Origin of the sequence: Paenibacillus sp. NAIST15-1 (assembly GCF_001894745.1) — a bacterium.
In the GTDB taxonomy this organism is placed as follows: Bacteria; Bacillota; Bacilli; order Paenibacillales; family Paenibacillaceae; genus Paenibacillus_B; species Paenibacillus_B suaedae.
The window spans coordinates 120,435-144,718 of the sequence record NZ_BBYF01000001.1 but is presented as its reverse complement, the minus strand read 5'-3'; the positions used below and the strand labels follow the sequence as shown (position 1 = coordinate 144,718).

At 47.5% G+C, this 24,284-nt stretch carries 23 protein-coding genes; 12 read left to right on the top strand and 11 right to left on the bottom strand.

Features of this window, described 5'->3' with window-relative positions; genetic code table 11:
* Positions 1–44 precede the first annotated feature (44 nt).
* Positions 45–1,898 carry a helix-turn-helix transcriptional regulator gene (locus PBN151_RS00655; RefSeq protein ID WP_072727248.1) on the top strand — a complete coding sequence of 618 codons (1,854 nt, stop codon included), beginning with the start codon at positions 45–47 and terminating at the stop codon, positions 1,896–1,898.
* 55 nt (positions 1,899–1,953) lie between these two features.
* Here PBN151_RS00655 and PBN151_RS00650 read toward each other — a convergent pair whose 3' ends face one another.
* From PBN151_RS00650 to mnmL, 5 genes are all read right to left on the bottom strand, one after another.
* Positions 1,954–2,466 carry an aminoacyl-tRNA deacylase gene (locus PBN151_RS00650; protein WP_083544751.1) on the bottom strand — a complete coding sequence of 171 codons (513 nt, stop codon included), beginning with the start codon at positions 2,464–2,466 and terminating at the stop codon, positions 1,954–1,956.
* A gap of 173 nt (positions 2,467–2,639) precedes the next feature.
* A complete protein-coding gene (locus PBN151_RS00645; RefSeq protein WP_072727247.1) occupies positions 2,640–3,608 on the bottom strand; it encodes a type I phosphomannose isomerase catalytic subunit in 969 nt (322 codons plus the stop codon).
* A gap of 21 nt (positions 3,609–3,629) precedes the next feature.
* Positions 3,630–4,025, bottom strand: a complete 396-nt coding sequence (locus tag PBN151_RS00640; RefSeq protein ID WP_072727246.1) for a VOC family protein — start codon at positions 4,023–4,025, stop codon at positions 3,630–3,632.
* 106 nt (positions 4,026–4,131) lie between these two features.
* Positions 4,132–4,719: a tRNA 5-(aminomethyl)-2-thiouridylate-methyltransferase MnmM gene (gene mnmM / locus PBN151_RS00635; protein ID WP_072727245.1), complete on the bottom strand. Its 588-nt coding sequence runs from the start codon at positions 4,717–4,719 to the stop codon at positions 4,132–4,134.
* A 1-nt stretch (position 4,720) separates the two neighbouring features.
* Positions 4,721–5,689, bottom strand: a complete 969-nt coding sequence (gene mnmL, locus PBN151_RS00630) for a tRNA modification radical SAM protein MnmL/YtqA (protein ID WP_072727244.1) — start codon at positions 5,687–5,689, stop codon at positions 4,721–4,723.
* 233 nt (positions 5,690–5,922) lie between these two features.
* On the opposite strand from mnmL, the gene trmB reads away from it, so the two are divergent.
* The gene (gene trmB, locus PBN151_RS00625) at positions 5,923–6,645 is read left to right on the top strand and encodes a tRNA (guanosine(46)-N7)-methyltransferase TrmB (protein WP_021254456.1); all 723 of its coding nucleotides are present in this window, start codon (positions 5,923–5,925) and stop codon (positions 6,643–6,645) included.
* A 103-nt stretch (positions 6,646–6,748) separates the two neighbouring features.
* Here the strand turns inward: trmB and PBN151_RS00620 are convergent, their stop codons facing one another.
* Positions 6,749–7,942 (bottom strand): MGDG synthase family glycosyltransferase, encoded by a 1,194-nt coding sequence (locus PBN151_RS00620; protein ID WP_072727707.1) that lies wholly within the window; start codon positions 7,940–7,942, stop codon positions 6,749–6,751.
* Between the two features lie 94 nt (positions 7,943–8,036).
* Positions 8,037–8,570 carry a phosphatase PAP2 family protein gene (locus PBN151_RS00615; protein ID WP_021254458.1) on the bottom strand — a complete coding sequence of 178 codons (534 nt, stop codon included), beginning with the start codon at positions 8,568–8,570 and terminating at the stop codon, positions 8,037–8,039.
* Positions 8,571–9,423: 853 nt separating this feature from the next.
* Between PBN151_RS00615 and PBN151_RS00610 the strand changes: the two genes are divergently transcribed.
* The 4 genes from PBN151_RS00610 to rplT all read left to right on the top strand — a co-directional run bounded on the left by PBN151_RS00610 (position 9,424) and on the right by rplT (position 12,117).
* The gene (locus tag PBN151_RS00610; protein WP_021254459.1) at positions 9,424–10,662 is read left to right on the top strand and encodes a glycosyltransferase family 2 protein; all 1,239 of its coding nucleotides are present in this window, start codon (positions 9,424–9,426) and stop codon (positions 10,660–10,662) included.
* A gap of 287 nt (positions 10,663–10,949) precedes the next feature.
* Positions 10,950–11,450 carry a translation initiation factor IF-3 gene (gene infC, locus PBN151_RS00605; RefSeq protein ID WP_065290379.1) on the top strand — a complete coding sequence of 167 codons (501 nt, stop codon included), beginning with the start codon at positions 10,950–10,952 and terminating at the stop codon, positions 11,448–11,450.
* Between the two features lie 62 nt (positions 11,451–11,512).
* Positions 11,513–11,713 carry a 50S ribosomal protein L35 gene (gene rpmI / locus PBN151_RS00600; RefSeq protein WP_005548700.1) on the top strand — a complete coding sequence of 67 codons (201 nt, stop codon included), beginning with the start codon at positions 11,513–11,515 and terminating at the stop codon, positions 11,711–11,713.
* Positions 11,714–11,757: 44 nt separating this feature from the next.
* Complete coding sequence (gene rplT / locus PBN151_RS00595) at positions 11,758–12,117, top strand: 50S ribosomal protein L20 (protein ID WP_021254461.1); 360 nt, start codon at positions 11,758–11,760, stop codon at positions 12,115–12,117.
* Positions 12,118–12,257: 140 nt separating this feature from the next.
* Here rplT and PBN151_RS00590 read toward each other — a convergent pair whose 3' ends face one another.
* From PBN151_RS00590 to PBN151_RS00580, 3 genes are all read right to left on the bottom strand, one after another.
* Positions 12,258–12,812 (bottom strand): acyl-CoA thioesterase, encoded by a 555-nt coding sequence (locus PBN151_RS00590; protein WP_083544749.1) that lies wholly within the window; start codon positions 12,810–12,812, stop codon positions 12,258–12,260.
* Between the two features lie 294 nt (positions 12,813–13,106).
* Positions 13,107–14,267 (bottom strand): DUF3298 and DUF4163 domain-containing protein, encoded by a 1,161-nt coding sequence (locus tag PBN151_RS00585; RefSeq protein WP_072727242.1) that lies wholly within the window; start codon positions 14,265–14,267, stop codon positions 13,107–13,109.
* Between the two features lie 289 nt (positions 14,268–14,556).
* Positions 14,557–14,712 (bottom strand): DUF1540 domain-containing protein, encoded by a 156-nt coding sequence (locus PBN151_RS00580; protein ID WP_005548696.1) that lies wholly within the window; start codon positions 14,710–14,712, stop codon positions 14,557–14,559.
* A gap of 150 nt (positions 14,713–14,862) precedes the next feature.
* Between PBN151_RS00580 and PBN151_RS00575 the strand changes: the two genes are divergently transcribed.
* The 3 genes from PBN151_RS00575 (at position 14,863) to PBN151_RS00565 (ending at position 18,055) form a co-directional block, all read left to right on the top strand.
* Positions 14,863–15,927 (top strand): nucleoid-associated protein, encoded by a 1,065-nt coding sequence (locus PBN151_RS00575; RefSeq protein ID WP_021254464.1) that lies wholly within the window; start codon positions 14,863–14,865, stop codon positions 15,925–15,927.
* A gap of 276 nt (positions 15,928–16,203) precedes the next feature.
* Complete coding sequence (locus PBN151_RS00570; protein ID WP_072727241.1) at positions 16,204–17,628, top strand: extracellular solute-binding protein; 1,425 nt, start codon at positions 16,204–16,206, stop codon at positions 17,626–17,628.
* A gap of 94 nt (positions 17,629–17,722) precedes the next feature.
* Entirely contained in the window at positions 17,723–18,055 is a 333-nt protein-coding gene (locus PBN151_RS00565; RefSeq protein ID WP_021254466.1) for a hypothetical protein, read from the top strand.
* A gap of 101 nt (positions 18,056–18,156) precedes the next feature.
* Here the strand turns inward: PBN151_RS00565 and PBN151_RS00560 are convergent, their stop codons facing one another.
* A complete protein-coding gene (locus tag PBN151_RS00560) occupies positions 18,157–18,594 on the bottom strand; it encodes a GNAT family N-acetyltransferase (protein WP_072727240.1) in 438 nt (145 codons plus the stop codon).
* 306 nt (positions 18,595–18,900) lie between these two features.
* Between PBN151_RS00560 and PBN151_RS00555 the strand changes: the two genes are divergently transcribed.
* The 3 genes from PBN151_RS00555 to PBN151_RS00545 all read left to right on the top strand — a co-directional run bounded on the left by PBN151_RS00555 (position 18,901) and on the right by PBN151_RS00545 (position 24,283).
* Positions 18,901–20,310: an ABC transporter substrate-binding protein gene (locus tag PBN151_RS00555; protein WP_072727239.1), complete on the top strand. Its 1,410-nt coding sequence runs from the start codon at positions 18,901–18,903 to the stop codon at positions 20,308–20,310.
* Between the two features lie 88 nt (positions 20,311–20,398).
* Positions 20,399–23,317 (top strand): extracellular solute-binding protein, encoded by a 2,919-nt coding sequence (locus PBN151_RS00550; protein WP_175560579.1) that lies wholly within the window; start codon positions 20,399–20,401, stop codon positions 23,315–23,317.
* A 66-nt stretch (positions 23,318–23,383) separates the two neighbouring features.
* Positions 23,384–24,283, top strand: coding sequence for a carbohydrate ABC transporter permease (locus PBN151_RS00545; RefSeq protein WP_227774342.1), 900 nt, complete (start codon positions 23,384–23,386; stop codon positions 24,281–24,283).
* Position 24,284: the final 1 nt, after the last annotated feature.

The window sequence follows — 24,284 nt, the reverse complement described above, 5'->3', positions numbered from 1 at the left end:
AGTGATTAGAGAAGTATGTTAATTACGTGGAAAGAGGCAAGTGAATGGAGCAACGACAATGGCATTGGATCGACACAGCACTAATGGGCTTATACATTCTCTGGATTGTATCAGGGGCAGTTTATATTGTCATATCACCGAACTTTAATATGGTTCATAGCGGACGTACAATCGTACCGTTTATATTGTGTTCTGCGCTGCCTTTGTGGTTCTGGAGACCTGGCAGCATTCACCCGTCGAAATTTATTGCCTCGGAAATAATTTTGTCGGGAGGCATTAACATTTCCATGCATTTGTCGATGCCTGTGTATCTCGACAATATGGTGCTGCCCGCACTTCTCATTGGATTTATGACGTCAAGGAAGAATGTATGGTGGGGAGGTTCGATTGTAGGACTTTTTCCTTTCATTGGTGTATGGAGTGGTAAGTTATCTTGGCTTCAGGCTTTGGACTCGTCTGTTAATCATTTCATATTGTTCGGGATCGGTGTTGGCTTTCATGTGTTTCTGCATTCGCAACGAAGAATGAAGCAGCTGCTTCAAGAGAATGAGCATCAATTCAATATTATTCGTCAATATGCGGAGCAAGTGGAGCGGCTTACAGTTCAGGAGGAGCGCAATCGCGTAGCTGGCGAATTGCATGATACATTAGGTCATTCACATGCATCGATTGTTATGGGGTTGGAATCGGTCAAGGTTCTTATGGGGGACGACCCTGAACAAGCAAAAAGTAGGCTTGAGAGTGTGATTGTACACGCACGGAGCAGCTTTGAAAAAATACGACATCACATTCATGATATCGCTCCTTCTGAAGAAGGGGAGCGAACATTGGATGAGGTATTGAAGCACTTGCTGGACACGCTTCGCAATCAAACTGGAATTAAATGTTATATAAAAACAGAAGGCATCATCTATTCTGTTCCTTATGCACACCGTATGGTATTAGAGCGTTGTGTGCAGGAAGCCGCTACAAATGCAGTGCGTCATGGCAGAGCATCAGCGATCGAGGTTAACCTTATCTATGACGAGACAGAAGTATGCTTATCGATTCGGGACAATGGAATAGGCAAAGAGAAGCTAACCTTTGGCTATGGCCTGTCATCCATGCAGGATCGCTTGCATGCTTATGGTGGGCGCTTAATGGTGCGTACTTCATTGGGGAACGGCATGGAGATTGTATGCAAGGTTCCGCGTAAGTTACCAATAGAGGGAGATCAGCCAATCCGCTTGCTCATTGCTGATGATGAGCAGCTCTTTTGTGAGAGTTTGTGCTATTTATTCAGCCAAGAAGATGATGTCTATGTCATAGGTGCAGCGGTGGATGGGAAGGAAGCGATTGAATATATGGAGTGCGAGCATCCTGATGTCGTGCTCATGGATATTCGAATGCCGCGAATGGATGGCTTGGCTGCTGTTCGTGTGATGAAGGAGCGATGGCCGGATGTGAAGATCATTCTGCTGACAACGATTGAGGAATCAGATTATGCCGTACAAGCGATTGATGCGGGAGCGGAAGCGTATCTGCTAAAGTCCATGCATCCGAAGGAGCTGCTTGCCAGCGTCCGTCTTGTACATCAAGGGGGAACGCTCCTATCGCAGCCGATCGCACGATTGATGACCGATCAATTATTGCAAATGGATCACGCTGAGGATCGAAGTGAAGCGGCAGGGAGTGTGGGGCCATGCATAGAAAGCAGTGAAGATCCATTCGGCTTAACTGAACGTGAGAAGCAGGTGCTCTATTATTTGGCGCAAGGAAAGAAATACCGTGAAATTGCTCAGATTCTCTATTTGTCCGAAGGAACGATCCGCAATCATATCTCAAGCCTATATGCCAAGATGGGAGTAAACGATCGGATGTCCGCCGCGAATGCAGCACGGCAAGCACGTCTTGTATAAAATGAGAGAAAGCGCTTAGTGAAGTCACTAGGCGCTTATTTGTATATTTGGACAGTTATTTTCGTACTCGTGCTACAATAGCTTGATTGACACGCACCATTTCTTGAACGGAGATTCGCGTCAGTGAATAGGGGGAGCCCCCGCCTGTATATACGAATTCCTGTTCCAGAACTTTCGGATCGATAAGAAATGTGGCTGTGAAGCCAAAGGAAGGAATCCCGCCGGCAGGATATCCGGCTAGCTGAAGCATTTCTTGCTCGAGCGCCAAGCGTGGAGGGGGAATAAGCAGTGCCTTGCCAACTCTGCTGGTGCTTGCGCGGTCTTCGCCCTTGACGATGGCTACAAGTAAGTGACCTTCACCATCGATCATGCAGACATTTTTAACAAAATCAGCTTTATCGGCTTGCACCGCTTGAGCAGCATCCTCAACGGAATGGCACAGTGTATGTAGACGCAGATGTTCCGCAGCCATTTGATTCGCGCGGAGATAGGAAATAAGCTTGTTATCATATTCATCTGTTGACTGTGGTGGTTCCGGATTTTCTAGATATTCCTTATTCGCATTCATCTATGTTCCTCCATTCAAAAGAAAAAGAGCTCGTGTAAATGCAAGTGAACGTGTAAGTGCAAGTGTAAGTGCAAGTGTAAGTGCAAGTGTAAGTGCAAGTGTAGGCCGCTTGCTAATAAAATGGCACCCGGTCTCCCCGTAAGGAATCGGATGCCGAGTCAATTATGCGTGCATTAAGGAGCAACAGAGCGCAATACAGTGCAGTTGCCATCAAGCGTATATTCACCAAGGTTGGCAGGAAGCAGGAAGCATTCGCCTGCTTTGAAAGCGATTTGCTCGTTAGCAGTTGTAAGTGTGCCTGTTCCTTCGCATACAACAAGAATGACGAAGCTCTCTTCTGTTGTTGCGAGTGCCCATGGCTTCTCAACGATGCCTTTTTCTACACGGAAGTACGGAGACTCCGCAAGCACCAGCCACTCGTTAGCGACAGCGCCATTTGTAGACATGCGAGTTGCGCCAGCGCCTTCGTATGCGATGACATTCAAGGAATCCTCAATATGCAGCTCGCGCGGCTTGCCGTCGAGACCTGGACGATTGTAGTCGTACAGGCGGTAAGTGGTATCGGAGTTCTGTTGGATCTCAGCGACTACGACGCCCGCACATAGTGCGTGAACCGTACCAGCTGGAATGTAGAAGGTATCTCCGGCCTGTACGGATACTTCTTGGAGAACCTCCATAATGCGGCCATCTTCGATCGCCTCTGCCATTGCTGCGCGATCAATGCCTTCCTTCAAGCCGTAAATGATTTTCGCGCCTGGCTTCGCGTCCAGCACATACCACATCTCTGTCTTGCCCAGTTCGCCTTGCGGCAGACCTTCATACGTGTCAGTAGGGTGTACCTGAACTGAGAGATCATCATTGCAGTCCAACAGCTTGATAAGCAGTGGGAATCGGCCGTTCTTCTCAGAGAAGCCCTTGGAGCCGAACCATTCCTTGCCGTATTGTTCACGTACTTCGTCCAAGCCAAGTCCAGCCAGTTCACCGTTAACGACCTTCGTCGTACCATTCGGATGATCGCCGATCATCCAACCTTCACCAATATGTCCTTCTGGCAAATCCAATCCGAATTGCGTCAGAGCACGGCCGCCCCATACGCGTTCTTTAAATTCTGGTTGAAACTTCAATGGATAAGGTCTTGTCATGTTCTCTCACTCCCGAGTTGTCTAGTATCTAGTTGATTGGAAAAACTCAAGTCTCTCGCCGTCCGGACCCTTAAAGAAAAAATAGCGGCTGCCGTTCGGCAAGGTAACCAGTTCTTCATCAATAAGCTCAACATGAGGCAGGCTCTTCATTCGAGCCAACTCAGCCTCTATATCGTCAACAGTGAAGGCGATATGGTGAACCCTGCCTTCTTCCGTTAAGCTTCCAGGATAACCTTCTACAAGTTCAACTTCCGTTTCGTCAGCACCGTCCCATCCGAGAAAGGCGAGGCGAATGACACCATTCGTATGAAGAAGGGTTCCTTTCAGCTTCAAGCCGATGACTTCCTCATAGAATCGAATGGATTGTTCTATATTGCGAACCATGATCCCAACGTGCTCCATTTTGCGAACTGCCATTTGACAACAACTCCTTCAACATGGTGAACAGGATGGTGGGACAGATATCGAAGCGGAAGCTGCAATTGCCAATCCAAGTGGGAAAGGCTCTACACGCGATCAGATGTTATTTTCGTTTCTCTACCGCAATGACATAAGGTGCATCTGGACGCTGCAGCATTCGATAAATAACGGCTTGCCCAAGACGAGCTGGAAGAGACTCCGCCCAAGCTCGCACTTGATCGGCCTCATCATCGCCGCCACTGTGTCCGGGATAGAGTACAATACTAAGCACTCCGCCGGGCCGCAGCATGGATAAACCGTTGTCGAGTGCTGTAAGTGTCGTCTCAGGGACGGTCATAATGCGCTTATCTGCTTCATTCGTAGGCAAATACCCAAGATTGAACATAATGGCAGCGGTCGTACCGAACCATTCTTCGCCCAGCAATTTATTCATGGCATGATGGCTGGCTTGAAGCAGGCTGACATTTGCGCATTCGTCTTCGCCTAGCTCACGATGAAGCCGCTTGCGAGTCAACTCGAGCGCTTCATCCTGGACATCGAAGGCGGCTACTGAGCCGCGCGATCCAGTAAGGCGGGCGAGGAATAGGGTATCTACTCCTGTTCCCATCGTTGCATCAATTACGCGTTCACCGGGCTGCACGCGCTCCTTCACCACTTGCTGAGCATAGCCAAGTACAGATAGAAATCCCATCTTATGACTCCCTCCAATACTTGCCCTGCCACGTATTGCGCCGTTTCAGCTCCGCATCAATGCCATTGAGCACTTCCCATTTTCTCATGCTCCACATCGGTCCAATAATTAAGTCCCGCGGTGCGTCACCTGTAACGCGGTGGACGATCATCTCCGGAGGAAGCATTTCAAGCGAATCGACGATAAGCTTGATATACTCATCCATCTCCAGGAAGCGCAGCAATCCAGCTTCATATTGCTTCACCATCGGGGTCTTGCGCATGAGATGAAGTAGATGAAGCTTAATGCCTTGCACATCCATCTGAGCGACAGCTTGGGCCGTCTCGAGCATCATACTATGCGTCTCTTGCGGTAGTCCGTAGATGATGTGAGTGCAGACGCGAATATTATGCTTGCGCAGCTTCTCTACGGCTTCGATGTAGCATGCCGTGTCATGCGCGCGGTTAATAAGCTGAGATGTCGATTCATGAATTGTCTGCAGTCCCATCTCGATCCATAAATACGTGCGCTTATTAAGCTCTGCCAAGTATTCGACAACATCATCCGGCAAACAGTCAGGCCGTGTCGCAATGGACAAGCCGACGACACCAGGCTGCTCAAGAATGACTTCGAAGTAATCTCGCAATACGTCCACTGGTGCATACGTATTCGTATAAGCTTGAAAATAGCCGATATATTTGGCGTTTGGCCATTTCGCATGTTGTCTGTCTCGAATGGTGTTGAATTGAGTGACCAGATCGTCGCGCCGACGACCGGCGAAATCTCCGGAACCACGCGAGCTGCAGAACGTACAGCCGCCAATCGCGATGCTTCCGTCCCGATTCGGACAGGTAAACCCAGCGTCGAGCATCACTTTGAATACCTTTTCTCCGAATTGCTCGCGCATCTCATAATTCCATGTATGAAACCGCTTGTCTCCCCACAAGAGGGGGGAAGTCGATTGTGTGTGTATGAAGCCGTCCAATGGCATACAAGCCCTTTCAATTGCAGTATAAGTTGATTGTTATGCGAAACGTGCGCTGTCAATAAACGAAAGCTTATCGATAACAATCCCATTGTATTATTGTAGCAGATTTAGCCGTAAAAGCGAAGACAGCGGGCAAGCTCTGTTGTTCTTATTTGCCTGCATCGCCGTCTTTACTTTTTATCGCTTGTCATGCACAATAAGGGCTTGGAGCATAATCAGTATGGAGGAAAGCACACATGCGCTTACGTGGCAAAAGAGGAGCAAAAGAGCTGCTTGCAGAGCAAACCGACTTGGTCGTGCTTGAGCCGGAGCAGTTGAAGGGCAAATGGAGTGAGGCGTTCGGAAATGACCGCCCCATATATGTTGAGCTGGGAATGGGAAAAGGGCAGTTCATCAGTAAGATGAGCTTGAAGTACCCAGACATCAACTTCATCGGCGTGGATATGTACGATGAGTTGATCGCTCGCGGATGTGAGAAGGCTCGATTATTTCGCGAAGAAGCAGGAATGCAGGAAGCGTCCAACCTGAGGCTGGTGCGCGCGAATGTCGAATTTTTGGAGCAAATTTTTGCAGAAGGCGAACTTGAGCGCGTATACTTGAACTTCAGTGATCCGTGGCCGAAGAAGAAGCACGCACGCCGTCGCTTGACCCATTCGCGTCTTGTTGAGAAGTATCGTTATGCATTGAGCAATACAGGTGAGATTCATTTCAAAACGGATTCAGAGACCTTATTCGAGTTTTCCTTGAACTCCTTCGCAGAGATGGGGCTTCAAATGCGGAATATCTCCTTGAACCTGCATCGTGATGGCATCAATGAAGAGCATGTTATGACAGAGTACGAAGAGAAATTTATGGGCAAAGGCATGAATATTCATCGTGTCGAGGTGCTCGTTGGGGATCAGGCATACAAGCAGTACCGCTCTTCCTTGCCTCACAATGAGCCTTACGCATCCCGTTAATTCCGGGTCGAAATCATATATGGACGATCAAAAAAGCCGCTATTCTGCATGAATGATGGATGACAGTGCTTCATCATCCGCATGCTTGATAGCGGCTTTACTGTTATTCGATTGAAGTAAATGGCACATTCATCATTTGAAGAATTGCTTCCGCACATACCTTAGGATGATAACGAGATGCCTTCTGCTCATGCTCTAAGCGGCGTGCGGAGACCTCATCATAATGATGTACAAGAAGATTCATCCATTTCGTAATCGTATGTGCAGACTCGATCGACTCGCCATATCCCTTCTCCGTGAAGTAGTGGGCATTCTCTTCCTCTTGGCCGGGAAGCGGCTGATAGAAGAGCATCGGAATTCCCTTGGCCAGCGCCTCGGTACAAGTCATCCCGCCTGGCTTGGTAACGAGCAGGTCGGACACATCCATCAATTGGTCAACTTCCTTGGTGTAACCCATCAGATGAATATTCTCATACTGGAAGCGAGGATTCTCCAGCATACGACGGCGAAGTTTCTCATTATTCCCGATACAAAAAATAAACTGTACATCTTTGCGCCAGCGGGTGAGCAGCTCTGTGGATTGTGTCGAATCCATCATTCCCCAACCGCCGCCCATGACGAGCACAGTCGGCATGTCTTTCAGCCCGAAGCGGGCGCGGATGGATGATTTGCCCATTCCATCATGCGGCTCCCAGAAATTCGGATGGACAGGAATCCCTGTCACTTGTATGGAATCGCTGCTTACGCCATGCAGTTCTAGCTTCTCCTTCACCTCTGGCGTTGAGACGAAATAGCGATTCACAGCCGGACTCACCCAGGCTGCATGCGCGTCATAATCGGTAATGACCGTACAGAGCGGGACATTAAGTCCAAGCCTGCGCAATCGGGAAATGACAGCGCTTGGGATCGGATGAGTGCATACGATCATATCAGGCTTAAGCTGACGCATAACGGACATAGCATGAGTGTAGAATACCCGGTGCAGCGCCATTGTAGTCAGTCGATTTAGCGATCTATTGTACTGTGTCTTATACATAAAGCCTACCAGCTTCGGCTGTACAAGCACAGTCTTGCGATATGCTTCTATAATGAGCGGAGCTGTCTTTGGGTTAAGGAAGCTCCCAAGCTCCATCACACGAGTTTGCACATGCGGAGACAGCTTGCGAAGGCTGACAGCAAGTGCATGGGCAGCTTGGGTGTGACCAGCTCCGAAACGCTCTGACAGCAGCAGTATACGCTTCTTTCCTTCGTGCTCGGCACCAAGTGTGATGGTACCGGAGGGAAGTGTAAATGTCATTGCTTGATGCACGGTATTTCACCCTTTTATTCGATCTTCTAGGTATATAATGGTTCTCATAATTTCTATACCCTACTATACCTGATGTCCGTAATTACACAATAGGCCATAAAGCGACAGTACTTACGGCAGCGCCTGTACCGATGAATGCGCCAGCAAGACAGTCGGATGGATAGTGAAGTCCTAAGTACATACGGGACAGTGCGACGATACATGCAATCGGCAGAAGTCCCCATGACAGAGTCGGGTTAGCTATTATGAGCGGGACAACGACTGAGAATATGGCTGTCGTATGTCCAGAAGGAAATGAATGGTCAACAAGCGGCTTGCGGAATGTGCGTATATTAGGCAATGCTAAGTGTGGACGCACACGCGGATACCACTTCTTAATTAAGGCGACAGGCAGGTGGCTTACGGCAAGCGCAGCAACACATTGCCAGCCAACGATATTCCATGGATTAGGCGCCAGCCAGGCAAGCAGCAAGGTAAAGGCAATCGTAAAGGTTGCCCCGCCCAGATGGGTCAATGTATATAATATAATATTCATGCTCCGGTGATGCAGCCGGTGATTAATCCAAAAGAATAATTGACGCTCACGATTACCCAGCCACGCGATAACACGGGTCATGTCGGTTCCTCCGTTATCCGGTATTTAATAATATGATCGTAACAGCGTAACATTAACAGAAGATGATGGGTTTGTGAATTTTATCTGAAGTCGCTACAAGTTCAAAGAGCATCTTTAATCATATTTTCAAATGCCGAGCATTTCAACAAGTTATTCCTATTTTACCTTGAAGTGATACTGCCTGCAAAATCGCGAATTACGCACGTAGAATGCCTATTTCTCCGATTATCTTGCTGTAGTGCCCTGTAATGAAAGGTGTAGCATGTACGGTAGGATTATGTGGTGAATCCGCTATGACAGAGGTTATGAATGGTAAGGGTTCTATTCATCAGCATCTTTGGCAATGCTGTATGAAGATAATGCCAGAGACATGTTTTCCATATATTCCAAACGGGTAATAAACATTACCTGAAACTTTCTTCCGTTGTAATACGTCCATAATAAAGAGAGGGCGGCATATCCCTAACACAAAAAAAGTAAATTGTTCCATTCTCATTGTCTTTCGGATCCTGGATCAGCTTTGAAAGAACAGCAAATTTTGACGAAAAGGGGGTCAAAAGCCATAATTTCTTAGCATTTGGATGAAAATATAACATAACCTTGCGGGAAAGCATGATTCGATGCGACTTCGCACAGTAACTTCGGCGATAATGTTCATATTCAAGCGTTGAAAGCCAATAAAAGGTTTTGACAAATGAAAGCAAACATTAGAAAATCGTGATCGACCGTTTTCAGCGGGGTAAACCATATATAGAGTTGATGAGCATGCGTTCATACATAAAAAGAGAGCGCCATGTTCGTTGACGCAACAATGAAATTGAAGTAGGGGTTATTTAAAAGGGGGACACCAAGCATGGTGGATACGTTATTTATCGTCTTGCAGGTTCTGCTGGCCGCGATTGGGGTGTACCAGTTTACCTTGTCGCTGTTCGGTATTTACCGCAAAAAAGAGAAAAAAGTATACGAACCGCAAAAATCCTTCGCTGTGCTCGTAGCAGCGCACAATGAAGAAGCCGTTATTGGAGCATTGGTTGAAAATCTGAAGGCGCTGGATTATCCAAGAGAAATGTACGACGTGTTTGTCATCTGTGACAACTGCACGGACGGTACAGCTGATATCGTAAGAGAACATGGCGTTTACGCTTGCGAGCGTCATAATCCGCATCAACGAGGCAAGGGTCATGCCATCGAATGGATGTTGAAGAATCTGTGGGAAATGCCGCGTCAATACGATGCAGTTGTTATGCTCGACGCTGACAACTTGGTAAGCAAAGACTTTTTGACTGAAATGAACAACGATCTGTGCTCGGGGGCACGCGTTATTCAAGGATACATCGATACGAAGAATCCGGAGGATTCTTGGATTACAGCCGCTTATGGCGTAACATACTGGTACTGCAACCGTCTATGGCAGTTGTCCCGTAAGAACTTGAACATGGCTAACTTCCTCGGCGGTACAGGAATGTGCTTCGAGAGCAAACTGCTGAAAGAAATGGGCTGGGGTGCAACGAGCTTGGTTGAGGACTTGGAGTTCACTGCCCGCTGTGTTAAAAACGGCATCAACCCAGTGTTGAACTATAATGCGCGCGTGTTTGATGAAAAGCCGCTTACATTCAAGGCATCGGCTCGTCAGCGTTTGCGCTGGATGCAAGGTCACTTTACCGTAGCGCGTCGTTATTTCTTCCCGCTGCTGTGGCAGAGCATCAAAGAGCGCAACTTGGCGAAGTTCGATATGGCGCTGTACACAATTACGGTGTATACCGTGTTGGTTACCTTCCTCATGACGGCGTTCATGTGGGTAGATGCAGCATTCTTCAATGGGCCGAATGTGGCAACGTTCTTCCAGTACCTGCCTGAGTGGGTCCCGGTTGTGTCACTTGTGCTGTCCTGTGCTGTATTCGTACTTGCATTGATTTTGGAAGGCGTCAAGTCTTGGCGCATCTATGCATCTCTGATTACATTCCCAGTATTCTTGCTGTCCTGGTGGCCGATTACGTTCTACGCATTCTTCACTCAGAACAACAAGGTATGGAGCCATACTGAGCATACACGAGTTGTGCGCTTGGAAGAGATGCAAGGCAAGCAAGTGTAAGGCGTGAAAAAAATAATAACAGTGGCTTGACTTGGTTCAGTTCACTGTGATATATTATTCAAGTATTTGAAACACATATTGCAATTGGAAAGAAGAAGCCCACGCTTCTCACCTGACCGACATGTTGTTGGCTGGTTATGACTCGCACTGCCTAGGCAGTGCTCACTAGATTAGAATGTCTATGTGAGGGATGTGGGCTCGATGAGCTTGCATCCCTTTTTTATGCGATAACCAGTTAGATGCAGGAAATTCGATTATGGAGGTGGCACACCATTAGCAAGGATCATTTGATTAACGAGGACATTCGTGCAAGAGAGGTTCGCTTAGTTGGTGCAGCTGGGGAGCAGATTGGCATTACGCCGTTCCGCGAAGCACTGCAAATGGCTTACGACGCTAACTTGGACTTGGTAAACGTGGCTCCGCAGGCAAAACCGCCTGTATGTCGTATTATGGACTACGGAAAGTTCCGTTATGAGCAACAGAAGAAAGAGAAGGAAGCGCGCAAGAACCAGAAGATCGTCGATGTAAAAGAAGTATGGTTCCGCGCCAATATCGAGGAGCACGACTTCAATACGAAGCTCCGCAATGTCTTGAAGTTTTTGCGTGACGGAGATAAAGTGAAATGCTCTGTTCGTTTCCGCGGACGTGAAATCACGCATGCTGATATCGGGAAGAAAGTGTTGGAGCGCGTTCTGAAAGAAGCAACTGAGCTTTGCATCGTTGAACGTACACCGAAGCTGGAAGGCCGCAGCATGATTATGATTTTGGCGCCGAAGACGAACAGCTAATTCGGCCCGCCGCGCAGAAGAAGGCGGCGGATAAGAATACCGAACTTGAGGAGGAAACGATAATGCCTAAAATGAAAACGCACAGCAGCTTGAAAGGCCGCTTCAAAATTACGGGAACAGGTAAAGTGCGCCGCTACAAAGCGTACCGCAATCACTTGCTTTCCCACAAATCGAACCGCACGAAGCGCGTTCTTGCTACTAGCCCAGTAATGGCAGCAGGCGACGTTCGTCGTATGAAGCAACAATTGGCTAACTTGAAATAAGCAATTATACGGAAACATCGAATCGATTGGGAGGTTAATACGAAATGGCTCGAGTAAAAGGCGGATTTACGACACGTCGTCGTCATAAAAAAGTATTAAAATTGGCAAAAGGGTACTTCGGTTCCAAACACAGATTGTTCAAAACAGCTAACGAGCAAGTGATGAAATCCTTGCTGTACGCTTACCGCGATCGTCGCGTTAAGAAGCGTGACTTCCGCAAATTGTGGATCGCTCGTATCAACGCAGCGGCTCGCATGAACGGCTTGTCCTACAGCAAATTCATGCACGGCCTGAAATTGGCTGGTGTTGAAGTGAACCGCAAAATGTTGGCTGACTTGGCAGTGAACGATATCAACGCGTTCAACTCCTTGGCTACAGTTGCAAAAGAAAAAGTTAACGCGTAAGAGTGCGTTGATATAAGAAAAGCAGCGATTTCGAAACTAATTCGAAACGCTGCTTTTTTTCATATAGGGATAAGAAAGCATCATTTGCAGATCGTATGCTTCCTTTTCTCGTTATTGAAAGGAGTAAAGTGTTGTGTTGTTTACTCCCAGTACTTGCTCGTTGTTAGCTTATCCGCTAACTGTTTACTCGCTATACGTCTTACTTTGCGAAGCTCTGCTCGCTCTGTGGCCGATTCATGAAGCAGCTTCTCTTCCTCTGTATCAGGGATAACAGGGGGCACAAACGCAGCTGAGCCGTCCTCATGACGTGCTACGAAGGTCAGGAAGGAGGTAGCGGCAACAACACGCTCGCCGGTATATAGCTGCTCTGCAATGACCTTGACGAATACTTCAATGCTAGTCTTGCCTGTCCGAGTGACGAAGGACTCTAGGCAGACGGAATCTGTGGGACGAATCGGCCGTAGAAAATCTACGGAATCCGTGGATGCAGTCACGACATTATGACGGCAGTGACGCATCGCGGAGATGGATGCTGTCTCGTCAATCAGACTCATCAGTTTACCGCCGAACAGCGTCTGATGGTTGTTGACGTCGTTAGGGAATACACGACCGGTCTTGAAGACGCGGGATTCCTTGCAGTGTTTGGGTGCAGGAAGTGAAGAAGTTGTTGATTGTTGTTCTGACATAGCCTTCATTACGCCCTTTCTAAGAAGTCATAGGTATATTATAAAGGGTTCAGTCTCATTCATGCGGAAGAAAAAAATGACATTCAGGCAGGTCTTGATTGGAGCAGAGAATGAGCCAGGCGCAAGATACAATAGATATAACCTTGATATACAGTTGAGCTCATATTCAAATTCAGCATAAAAAGAAAAGGACTGACACAATGAATGCCAGTCCAACAAAATTTGCGGTTAGAGTATGCTTATTGCTGTTTGCTCGTGTGCTCAATTGGCTAATGAGGCCGGTTATGCCTTCCTAAGCTCTCATTAAGCCTTCAGTGCCTGCTTGAAAGAGTCAGACAGCTTCGACTGAATCGAAGCAAGCTGGATTTTGAAGTTTTGTGGGCCATCTGCTCCAGGAGCAATTTCATAACGGTCGAACGTCAGCACGAGGCACCCGTTCGATACATAGAAGTTTTGTGTTTCTTTAATTTGTTCGAAATTAAAATCAGCTTTGTTCTTCTTCAGAGCAATTTGATTGCGAACGACATTGCCAAGCAAGGCTTTATAATCGGTATCCTTGTTGAACAGATCGCCAAGCTGCAGGGCGTGCGCATTCTCTTCATTCAGGAAGGTATACGTGTCCGTACGGCTGGTGCCGTTAGCCTCTGCGCTCGTGATTTTGTACGTGTCGGTAATCAGGGACATGACATTGCCGCTCTTCACGAAGCGGAATTCAGAATTCAACACGGCCGGTTCGAAGGAAGCTTTTTGTTTTTTCGCCACTTCAGCGACTTTTTTGGAAGCTTCATAGACTTCAGCTTTTTCCTTCATCGCATGACGCATCAAAATATCATTTAGCTGCTCCTCGTATTTGCTGTCTTTCAAGCCTGATAGAACAGGTACACTCATATTGACATGCACAAATTTATTTGTGGCTTTAATCGGTTGCTTCGCTGCCTTTGGTGTTGGAATTGCGGATATGTACATTTCGGACAATTTGCCAAAGCCTTGCAGATCAAAGAGTACGCCGTTCATTTTCCAATTTGCCGCATAATCGGAAGGTACCGATTTATCCAAAACTGGCTCAGATGCTTTGCCCAGCTCTTTGGAAATTTGCGGAGTCAATTGTTTTGCCATCTCATTGTCAAATACGAGCGTAACTTGGAACACTTTTTGGTTATCGTCCAGCATGTACTGAGCAGTAATCGGCTGTTTCAAGTTGAACCATTTTTCTTTGTACTCGATCATCGTAGCTTTTTTGCCTGTATATTCGATTTTGCCTTTGCCTTTGCTTTGCTGCAATTGTTTCAAGGTAAGACCAAGCCCAACTTTGTTTGTTGTATATGTATTGTTTAATGGAGTCGCTGTTGTTTGAGTAGGAGTGACTGCTTTGCTTGCAACGGGGGCCGCGTAAGCTGCTGTGCCCATGTTTGCGATCATTGTGCAGGAGAGTGCAAGTGTAACAACTGTCTTTTTCGTGTTCATTGATGTTTCAATCCCTTCGTGTGTACGATCTTCTGTGATGACTGCTCTATTAGTATAGACCTTTGTGAGATCGAAGACTTTACAGCAGAATAACAATTACGCGGGAAAAAGAAACAAACTATTCATTGAAAGCGCCTTATGTATGACGATGTATTCATGATTGATGAACAACGTAGGGAATAGGGGGATTGTGTATAGATGTGTATAAACGCATCCATAGTTGAGAATAATTATCACTGTGAGTGATTCGTGCGTAAGCAAGGGCGGCGTGTCGGCCGCCCCATTCTCCTTACAGCTTTGGTTCGAATGTTTTGCAGTCCGTGTCACCGGAATCGCCAGCTTGCTTGCCACGATTGTTCACCACATAAATAGAAGTTGCAGCGCATTTGTTGCCTGCTGCCCAGTACTTGCAGGAGTTTACTTCACATAGTACGTCCTTAGCCATCGTTATTCACCTCCTCTCCTTACTAACTTCGCCAGCGGGCACCTCTTTTTATACATCTAGGAGAAGTTTCTATCATTTTGTAGTTTCCGAATCCTATCCTTTTTCGTTACAATAGAGGAATGTGACTTCGAGAAGAGGAGTGGGAATTACATGATCGATCTATCCAAGGTAGACATTCACCAGATGGTGATTCATAAGGTGGGCAACCAATCCAAAGATGAAGGAGTTCGTGTATCGAACGAACTGTACCATATACCGAATGACGACGTACGCGAGACGCTGCTTAAATATTTTATCTCCAGCTTTAAGTTTGACATGCATTATACGTTCCATCATGAAGCTGAGTTACCTTTAAATGAAATGTATACCTATGCGAGCCGCACATTCCAGCAGGCGGGCTCGTTCCATGAACAGTCGGTTCATATGCTGAATCATTTGTATGAGCAATCCTCGCATCCGCAAATAAAGGCTGGCGAGCTGTACGTTGTGCACCTGAACAATATTTTGTACAACAATTTCAGTATTGATGCGATCGGGATCTTTAAGTCCGAAAATAAGGATGTATATATGCGAATTGATGAGCTAGCATCCGATGACTTGGGACTCCAGGTGGAGCAGGGCATTAATATTCGCAAACTCGACAAGGGCTGCATTATTTTGAACGTGTATGCGGACTCTGGTTACGTATTGGGCATCGTTGACACGTCAGCGGGCAAAGGCGGAGAGGCAGCACAATATTGGATGGAGGACTTCCTCAATGTGAAGCTGCTTGAGGATGAGCATTATTTAACGGACAAGGCAATCGATATGTGCACGCAATTCTATGAAGATGTCATCGTTCCGGCTGCGGAAGAGCGCCCTGAGAAGAAGGACAAGCTGATGTTCATTAATAGTACGATGGAGTACTTTGCGAAGCATGAGCAATTCGAAGAGGAAGCATTCGCGGAAGAGGTTATCGGGCAACCTGAGCTTGTACCGTTGTTCAAGGCATATAAGGAAACATTTGAGGAGGCCAATGAGCTGCCTCCGATTACGGAAATTCCAATTTCGCAGCCTGCATTGAAGAAGGCCAAGCGCTCTCATAAGAACAATATCCGTACAGACACGGGGATCGATATGAAGCTCAAGCCAGAGAGCTTTCCTTTCATTGAAAAGGGTTATGATGAAGAGCGTGGCATGCACTATTACAAAGTATTCTTTAACGAAGAAGAATAGAGTGAGTATGATTCATTCCACTACATCCATACCAGAATTGGTATGGATTTTTGTTTGATTGCATGGATATTTGTAGTTTTAGAACAAAAAGCCGAATTTATTGCAATATATTTAAAATGTTAATTTCACAGATTGAATATAATGTAACTCTAGGAAGCAGCAGAAATCGCAATTCAAAACAATAGGTACGAATGTAGTATCAAGTCATGTCATCGATGATTTTTTCCTTGAAGTGGGAAGACAGGAAGGGAAAGAATAAGAGGAGGGCTTGAGTTTATGAGAAAATTGAAAACGCTGTCAATTATGCTGGTCACGCTATCGATGCTGCTCTTATCTGCGTGCGGCGGAGCGGGAGGAACAACAGAAGGAGCGAAGCAGCCGGAGAAGCAGGAAGCGCAGAGCCAAGGGAATGAGGAGAAGAAAGGGGAGACAAAGAAGGAAGAGACACCAGGCGTTCAAGAGCCAGATAAGAAAGAGCTCCCTGCATTTGATATGGGCGGTGAACCCGTCAAGTTTATGGCTTGGGGTGGCTTGCCGAAGGAAGGCGAATCCAATGCGGGCGATGAGCGTCTGAAGCGAATGAAGGAGATTGAGCAGAAATACAACACGAAGATTGAGTGGATCGTTGTCCCTTGGGGCGAGGGTCAGAGCAAAATTGCTGCTGGCGCATTGTCTGGTGAGGCTCCGGCAGATTTTGTGCTGATGAACATGTACTTGGCCTTCCCAAGCTTAGCGGAAAAAGGGTACTTGCGTACAGTCGATGATGTATTCAACTTCGATGATCCGAAGTGGCCGTCCTCGCTGCGCAGCTCTGGCGCTTATAAGGATAAAGTATATGGAGTTGTCGAGAACATTGATTCCGGTGCCGGGATGTATTATAACCGAACGATGCTGAAAAAGCTTGGTCTGACCGATCCTCATGAACTCGTGAAGAAGGATGAATGGAACTGGGATCATTTTAAGGAAATGGCCAAAAAGGCGACACAGGATTTAAATGGCGACGGAAAAATCGATCAATGGGGAATCGTATCATATGCGCCAATTTTCGCCCGTCAGGCCATCTATTCGAATAACGGCAGCATCGTGGAGACGAAGGACGACAAGCTTACTTTTACAATGGGTGAGCCAAATGCGATGGAAGCGCTGCGTTTCGTTTATGATTTATTTGCAACAGACAAGGTTATTATGCCCAACAAAAACGGCAGCATGGCAGACTATGAGGATACCCAGGCGATGTTCAATACAGGCAAGGCGCTATTCGTGACCGGAGAAATTTGGGAGGCATGGGGCCGCAAAGAAATGGCCGATGAATTTGGCTATGTATATTTCCCGAAAGGTCCAAAAGGAACTGATTACACAAGTCCAAACCCGGGCATGGCGATGTGGTTCATGCCGGCGAATGTGAAGAAGGCGAAGGAGAAAGCGCAAATTTATGAGGATTGGATTTTGTGGGATAAATTGAAGGACAACCAAAGAGAAAGTAACGAGTCGGTGTTCCAGACACCTGAGGATGTGGATGTTGCTATGGATATCCCTACGAAAAATATTACACTCTATCATGATGGCATTGGTGATGTAGGGAAAATGTACAATGAAGCCATCGTGTCATTTACGAAAGGGAAAGATACGCCTGAATCGGCAGTGGAGAAAATGAAAAAGCCTGCGCAAAATATTATTGATTCCGTGGTAAATACAAAGTAAAGTGGCACAGATTCATAGATTCAAGGCCAATATCCAATCCGTATGTTCGTAACGGACATACCATGTAGGGTACACCGGTGAAGGAGGGAGTATTATGCGTGGTGTGACGAAAGAACAGGCTAGAAGCTTAATCGGCCAGAAAATCTATGTGAAGCATAAAGACGGGAGCGTCGTAAGCGGCAAGCTGCTTGAGGTGAAGGGCAACCGGCTTGTGCTGGAACAAGGCAAAGGGAAAAAAGTAAAGACGAAAGCGATTATCCCGCTTGTTTTATTTGACTTGCTGGCAATCGGCACGGCGCCTTTTGCATTTGGCGGCTATGGTGGCTATGGAGGCGGATATCCGTATAGTGGCGGCTACGGATATTCCGGGTACGGAGGACCAGGGTCATATGGCGGATTTTATGGAGGATATGGATACTATAGATAACATGCGGACATAAGGAAGATCTGCAAATAGAAGAGCGTAGTTACCTGCTAAGCAGAGAAGAGTCGACAGTGAGCCCGGGCAAATGCCCGGGCTACTCGCTCTTACAATTTCTTTCCCATCTCATGGCACACCACGGCGGGAACAAAGCGAATGAACCGATACCCTCTGCGTTCATAGAATCGTTCTGCCTGGACATTACCGTAATCGACCATCATGCGTGCTTGGGTACAGCGCTTGTATTTCCCGTATTGCTCAGCCTTTCTCATTAGTTGCCTTCCGATGCCTCGATGCTGCGAATCTTGAGCAACGGCCAGCATATCGATAATGAGTGTACCTTCTCTTACATATACATGAACAAATCCTATCGCTCGATTATGACGATCAACGGCGACATACGTTGGCCCTACCTTCAACCGTTCAGGAATTTCCTTCAATAATTGCTCATGGCTCGCAATCAGATGGGAGTGTGGGAGCAGCTCCCGCTTCACAAGCTGTATAATTGCTTCATCGTCCAGTGCAGGCCGTCGAAGTCGGATCATAGGCATTCCCTCTGTTCCGTTTGTTTTTCTTAGTTTATGACTTTCATGATCGAGCGGTGATCATCGATTATTTTTTCATGAGATTTCGGAAAAAAAGCCGACTACTGTGAACTATAGTCAAAATGCTTCCAGAGATAAAAGCATATAATGTGAATAACCTTAAGGGGGATACATCCAAAATTTATAGACATTATGGATGATCATTCTAAATAGAGAGAAGCTGTTGGGGATGAATCGAGGCTAGCGGTTATTGTCTATCGCTATCTAGCAGATGAATAGGGTTCATAATAAGCAGGGGGGATACCAATGAAACCTAAAATGAAAGCGTTCGCAATTATGCTTGTTGCACTAACGATGCTACTCGTCACTGCATGCTCGGGCTCTGGGGGGAATACAGCTCAATCGCCGCAGGAACAGCCCAAAACAGAGGTTCCGAAGGAAGAACCAAAAAAAGAGGAACCAAAGGAAGAACCCAAGTCAGAGAAAAAGGAGCTGCCCGCGTTTGATATGGGTGGAGAGCCAGTACGATTCCTGACATGGGGCAAAGGGCTAGAGGAAGGCAAATCAAATGCTGAAGATATTCGCTATAAGCGGATGAAAGAAATAGAGAAGAAATACAATACGAAAATTGAATGGATTACCGTGCCGTGGGGCGAAGGAGCAGAGAAGATTGCACAAGGCGCACTATCGGGAGAAGCGCCGGCGGACTTTGTTATCCTCGATTTATATTTGGCATTTCCTAACTTGCCGAACAAAGGCTATTTGCTGCCGGTAGACGATTTATTCGATTATAACGATCCGAAATGGCCGAAGCGAATTAAGGAGTTCTCCTCGTTTGCAGGAAAATCCTACGGGATCTTAGAAGATTCGGGAGCAGGAGCAGGCATATTCTTCAATCGCTCCATGCTGAAGCGCGAAGGTCTGGAAGATCCGCAAGAGCTCGCGAAGAAGGGCGAGTGGACATGGGATAAATATTTGGAAATGGCCAAGAAAGCAACGAAGGATACGAATGGAGACGGTGCAACCGATCAATGGGGAATTGTATCCTACGCGCCGGTGCAAGCCCGTCAAGCGGTGTACTCGAATGCAGGAAGCATTATTGATTACAAGGACGGCAAGCTGCAATTTACACTCGGTGAGCCGAACGCAATGGAAGCGCTCCGATTCCTAGGCGATTTATACACGACACACAAGGTGGCAATGCCGAACCGCAATGGCAACTTCGAAGATTACAACGAATCGCAGAAAGTGTTCAACAGCGGGAAAGCGCTATTCGTGCCGGGAGAGATCTGGGAAGGTTCTACACGCCAAGATATGACGGATGAATATGGATTTGTATATTATCCGAAAGGGCCGAAGGCAACCGATTATGCAAACCCGATTACAAACTTCACGATGTGGTTCATGCCGGCTAACGTGAAGAAGGCCAAAGAGAAGGCGCAAATCTTTGAAGACATGGTGCCATGGGATCAATTAGAAGAATTCCGGATGGAGGGCTTCGAGAGTTCGCTGCAAAGCCCAGAGGATGTGGAGATTGCTCAGGCGCTGGCAGAGAAGGTTCAACCACTCTATTACGACAATATCGGCGACCTTGGCAAGAAATACACCGAAGCGGTTCTAGCTTTTGTCAAAGGAAAGGATACACCGGAATCCGCTATTGAGAAGATAAAGAAATCGTCCCAAGAGCAGATTGATACCATAATGAACAAAAAATAGTTGTGCGGTTATTCATCCCCCGCTGCCTCACAGCGGGGGTTTTATGTTGGTAGCGTTAGAAGATTGGAGAGAGAAAGGAGAGACCGTCGTGGGCAAACACATGGACTCAACATGGAAGCGGCGAATCAGCATGATGTTGGGAGTCGCAGTTGCCGCAGGGGCCATTTGGACAGGAGCAGCCCTGTTCTCGAATGACTCGCGGAGCTCAACAATTGAACCAGCGTTAGCAAGCGGTGCAGTAAAGCGGCTAAGTGCTTCTTCGGACTCCAATCCGAAAGGGCTGCTTCGTTATGAGTCGTACCAGAAGAAAGTGGGGAATCCATCTGCAATCGCATCGCAGCCGATTCAACTCTTAGCGAGCGAATTGGATCATTCGCTAAGCGAGGGAAGTCCTATAGAGTCGTCGTACGAGGGCTCAACAGGACAAGTGATTCGTAGTGGGGAGATGGGGACGTTCGGCTGGACGTTTCATGTGGAGGAAGAAGGATGGTACGATGTGAAGCTTCGTTATTTTCCTGAGAGTGGAACAGGTTCCCCAATCGAGAGAGAGCTGCGGGTGGACGGAAATATTCCATTTGCAGAAGCGGAACGGATGCTGTATCCGCGAATTTGGGGCAATGAGAGAGAGGACGTCGAACGTGACAGCAACGATAACGATATAAGACCGCGTCAAGTCGAACAGCCTGGTTGGACGGAACGAAGCTTGAATGATGCAGAGGGATACTATGCCGACACACTTGGCATTTATTTGGCGGAGGGGGAGCATTCGCTCCAATTTATTGGGATAAGAGAACCGATGATGGTAGAGCGCGTGACATTGGAACCGCGTGTAGCCAAGTCTTATGCAGACATAGAGAAGGAGTATGCAGAGAAAGGCTATCAACCGGCAAACGATGCACTGATTAAAGTACAAGGAGAGTCGGCTTACCATAAGTCAAGCCCATCGCTATATCCGATTAACGATCGCTCTGGCCCGGATGTGGAGCCCTATGATGCATCCCGCATTCGCATGAATGCCATTGGAGGCGACCATTGGAAGGCACCCGGGCAATGGATCGCATGGAAGGTAGAGGTGCCTGCGGATGGACTATATGAGATCGGTTTCAAATACAAACAGGATTTAGCTCGCGGCCTTAAGGTGACACGTAAGCTGATGGTCGATGGCGAGCTTCCATTTGCCGAAGCGGCAAAGATTACGTTTCCACCGAGCACTTCATGGGATGTGAAGGCAGCAGGCGATGAGCGCACGGGGAAGCCTTATTTATTCTATCTGACGAAGGGTCAGCATGAGCTGCGGCTGGAAGTAACGATGGGCGATCTCGCAGATATGGTTCGCATCGTGAAGGATAGCATTCAAGAGCTGAACGGATTGTATCGCAAAATGATTATGATTACGGGCACTGCTCCAGATCAATTTCGCGATTACCCGCTTGAGGATTTGATCCCGACGATGGCGGATACGTTCCTTGCGCAGAGCAAGCAATTGTCGCTTGTTGCGGATGAGATGGATCGTCTAGCAGGGGGAGCTAGTGTAAATGCAACAGTACTTCGAACGACAAGCTATCGCTTGCAGGATCTTGGCGAGCATCCAGAAACGATTACATCCCGGCTGACCAGCTTCAAAGATGGCATTATGTCACTAGGAACGTGGATGCTTAGTGTGAACACGCAACCGTTAACGCTTGATTATCTGTTTGTAAGCTCGCCGAAGACGGCATTGCCTGAAGCGGGAGCGGGATTGTGGGCATCCGTGAAGCATGAATTATCGTCGTTCTGGTATTCCTTCACCGATGATTACAATCTGGGAGGCGGCGGGAAGAAGACGGACATTACGGTATGGGTAGCTGGCGGACGCGATCAGGCACAGTTGATCCGAACCTTAATTGACAGTTATTTCACGCCGGAGACCGGCATTCAAGTTGACCTGCAGCTTGTCGGGGAGAATGTGCTGCTTCCTGCAACACTTGCGGGCAAAGGGCCGGACGTAGCGATTGCAACGGCCAACGTGATCGACTTCGCGATGCGAAATGCGCTAGAGGATTTGAGCCAATATCCAAATTTCCAAGAGGTATATGGGCGATTCCATGACAGTGCATTTGCGAGCTTCAAGTTCAAGGACGGCATATTTGCTATCCCTGAAACGCAGTTGTTCCCAATGCTGTTCTATCGCAAGGATGTACTTAGCGAGCTAGGCATGAAGGTGCCGGATACGTGGGAAGAAATGATGTCGTTCGTGCCGGAGCTGCAGAAGCGAAATATGCAAATCGGGCTAATGCCGAATCCGACCTTCGATACACTCCTCTATCAATTGGGCGGCAGCTATTACGAAGGTGATGGCATTGCAACTGCGATTGGCAGGCCGGAAGGAATGGAGGCATTCCGTCGCTGGACAGAGCTGTATACCCATTACAAGCTGCCGCGCGAATTCGAGTTTGTGAATCGCTTCCGAACGGGCGAGATACCGCTTGGCATTGCAGACTACACGACATTCAATACCTTAGCTGTATTTGCTCCCGAGATTCGTGGGGAATGGGGGTTCGCTCCAATTCCGGGTGTGAAGGGAACAGACGACGTTGTACATCGGGAAAGTCTGTCGTCAGCAACGGGCTCTGTCATGTTCAAGAAAGCCAAGAATAAAGAAGCGGCTTGGAAGTTCATGAGCTGGTGGACGAATGCGGATACGCAATCCTCCTTCGGAAGAGAGATGGAGTCTATACTCGGCGAATCTGGCAGATATACGGCGGCTAATGTTGAGGCGTTGAAGCGGCTGCCATGGTCTGCGAAGGAAGTGGCGACACTGAATGAGCAGTGGAAATGGATTGTTGGGAAGCCTGCGGTTCCGGGTTCTTACTCCTTCGATCGCCACTTGCAGAATGCATTCTTCGAGGTATTCAATAACGGAACGGATGTACGTGAGACGCTAGAAGAATATGTACGCATTATTAATCAGGAATTGACCATTAAGCGCAAAGAATTCAATTTGCCAATCCGAGAGGGGGAGCAATAGCCGATGGAAGTGAATCGACCTGTTCCAGCATCTGCGAAGTCGGTGCAGCCTGCCTCTAAACTGCGAATGCGCCTGAATCATAAATTGGCAGAGGTGCGGCGCAATCGAACATTATATGCAATGATCGCGCCGTATTTCCTCATTTTCTTTACTTTTACGGTCTTGCCGGTAGTGTTGTCGCTCATTATTAGCTTTACCAATTTCAACATGCTGGAACTTCCGAAATGGGTAGGCTGGCAAAACTATGCTCGGTTGTTCGTACAGGATGATGTGTTCCTCATTGCCCTGAAAAATACGCTGATGTTCGCAGTAATCACTGGCCCAGTCAGTTATATTGCCTGCTTTGTACTGGCTTGGATTATCAATGAATTGTCGCCGAAGGTGCGTACATTCGCGACCCTCGTGTTCTATGCTCCAGCGCTATCCGGCAATGCGTTCATCGTCTGGACACTGTTGTTCAGCGGCGATGCTTACGGGTATATCAACGCTTTCCTCATGAAGTGGCGCATCATTCTGGAGCCGATTCTCTGGCTGAAGGATACGAAGTATATTATGCCGATCATTATTATCGTACAGCTATGGTTAAGCTTAGGCACCAGCTTCCTAGCCTTCATTGCAGGCTTGCAGGGTATGGATAAGAGCTTATATGAAGCGGGAGCTATCGATGGGGTGAAGAATCGATGGCAGGAGCTATGGTACATTACACTGCCTTCCATGAGACCTCAGCTGCTGTTCGGTGCAGTCATCCAGATTACTTCATCATTCGCTGTGGCAGAAGTGGCGACGACGCTCGCCGGATTCCCAAGCGTGCAGTATGCAGGGCATACGATTGTAACTCACTTAATGGACTTCGGATCGCTGCGCTATGAGATGGGCTATGCCTCCTCCATTGCCACGGTGCTGTTCGGGATTATGCTTGGCTCGAACTTGATTGTGCAGAAGCTGCTGCGGAAGGTGGGGGATTAAG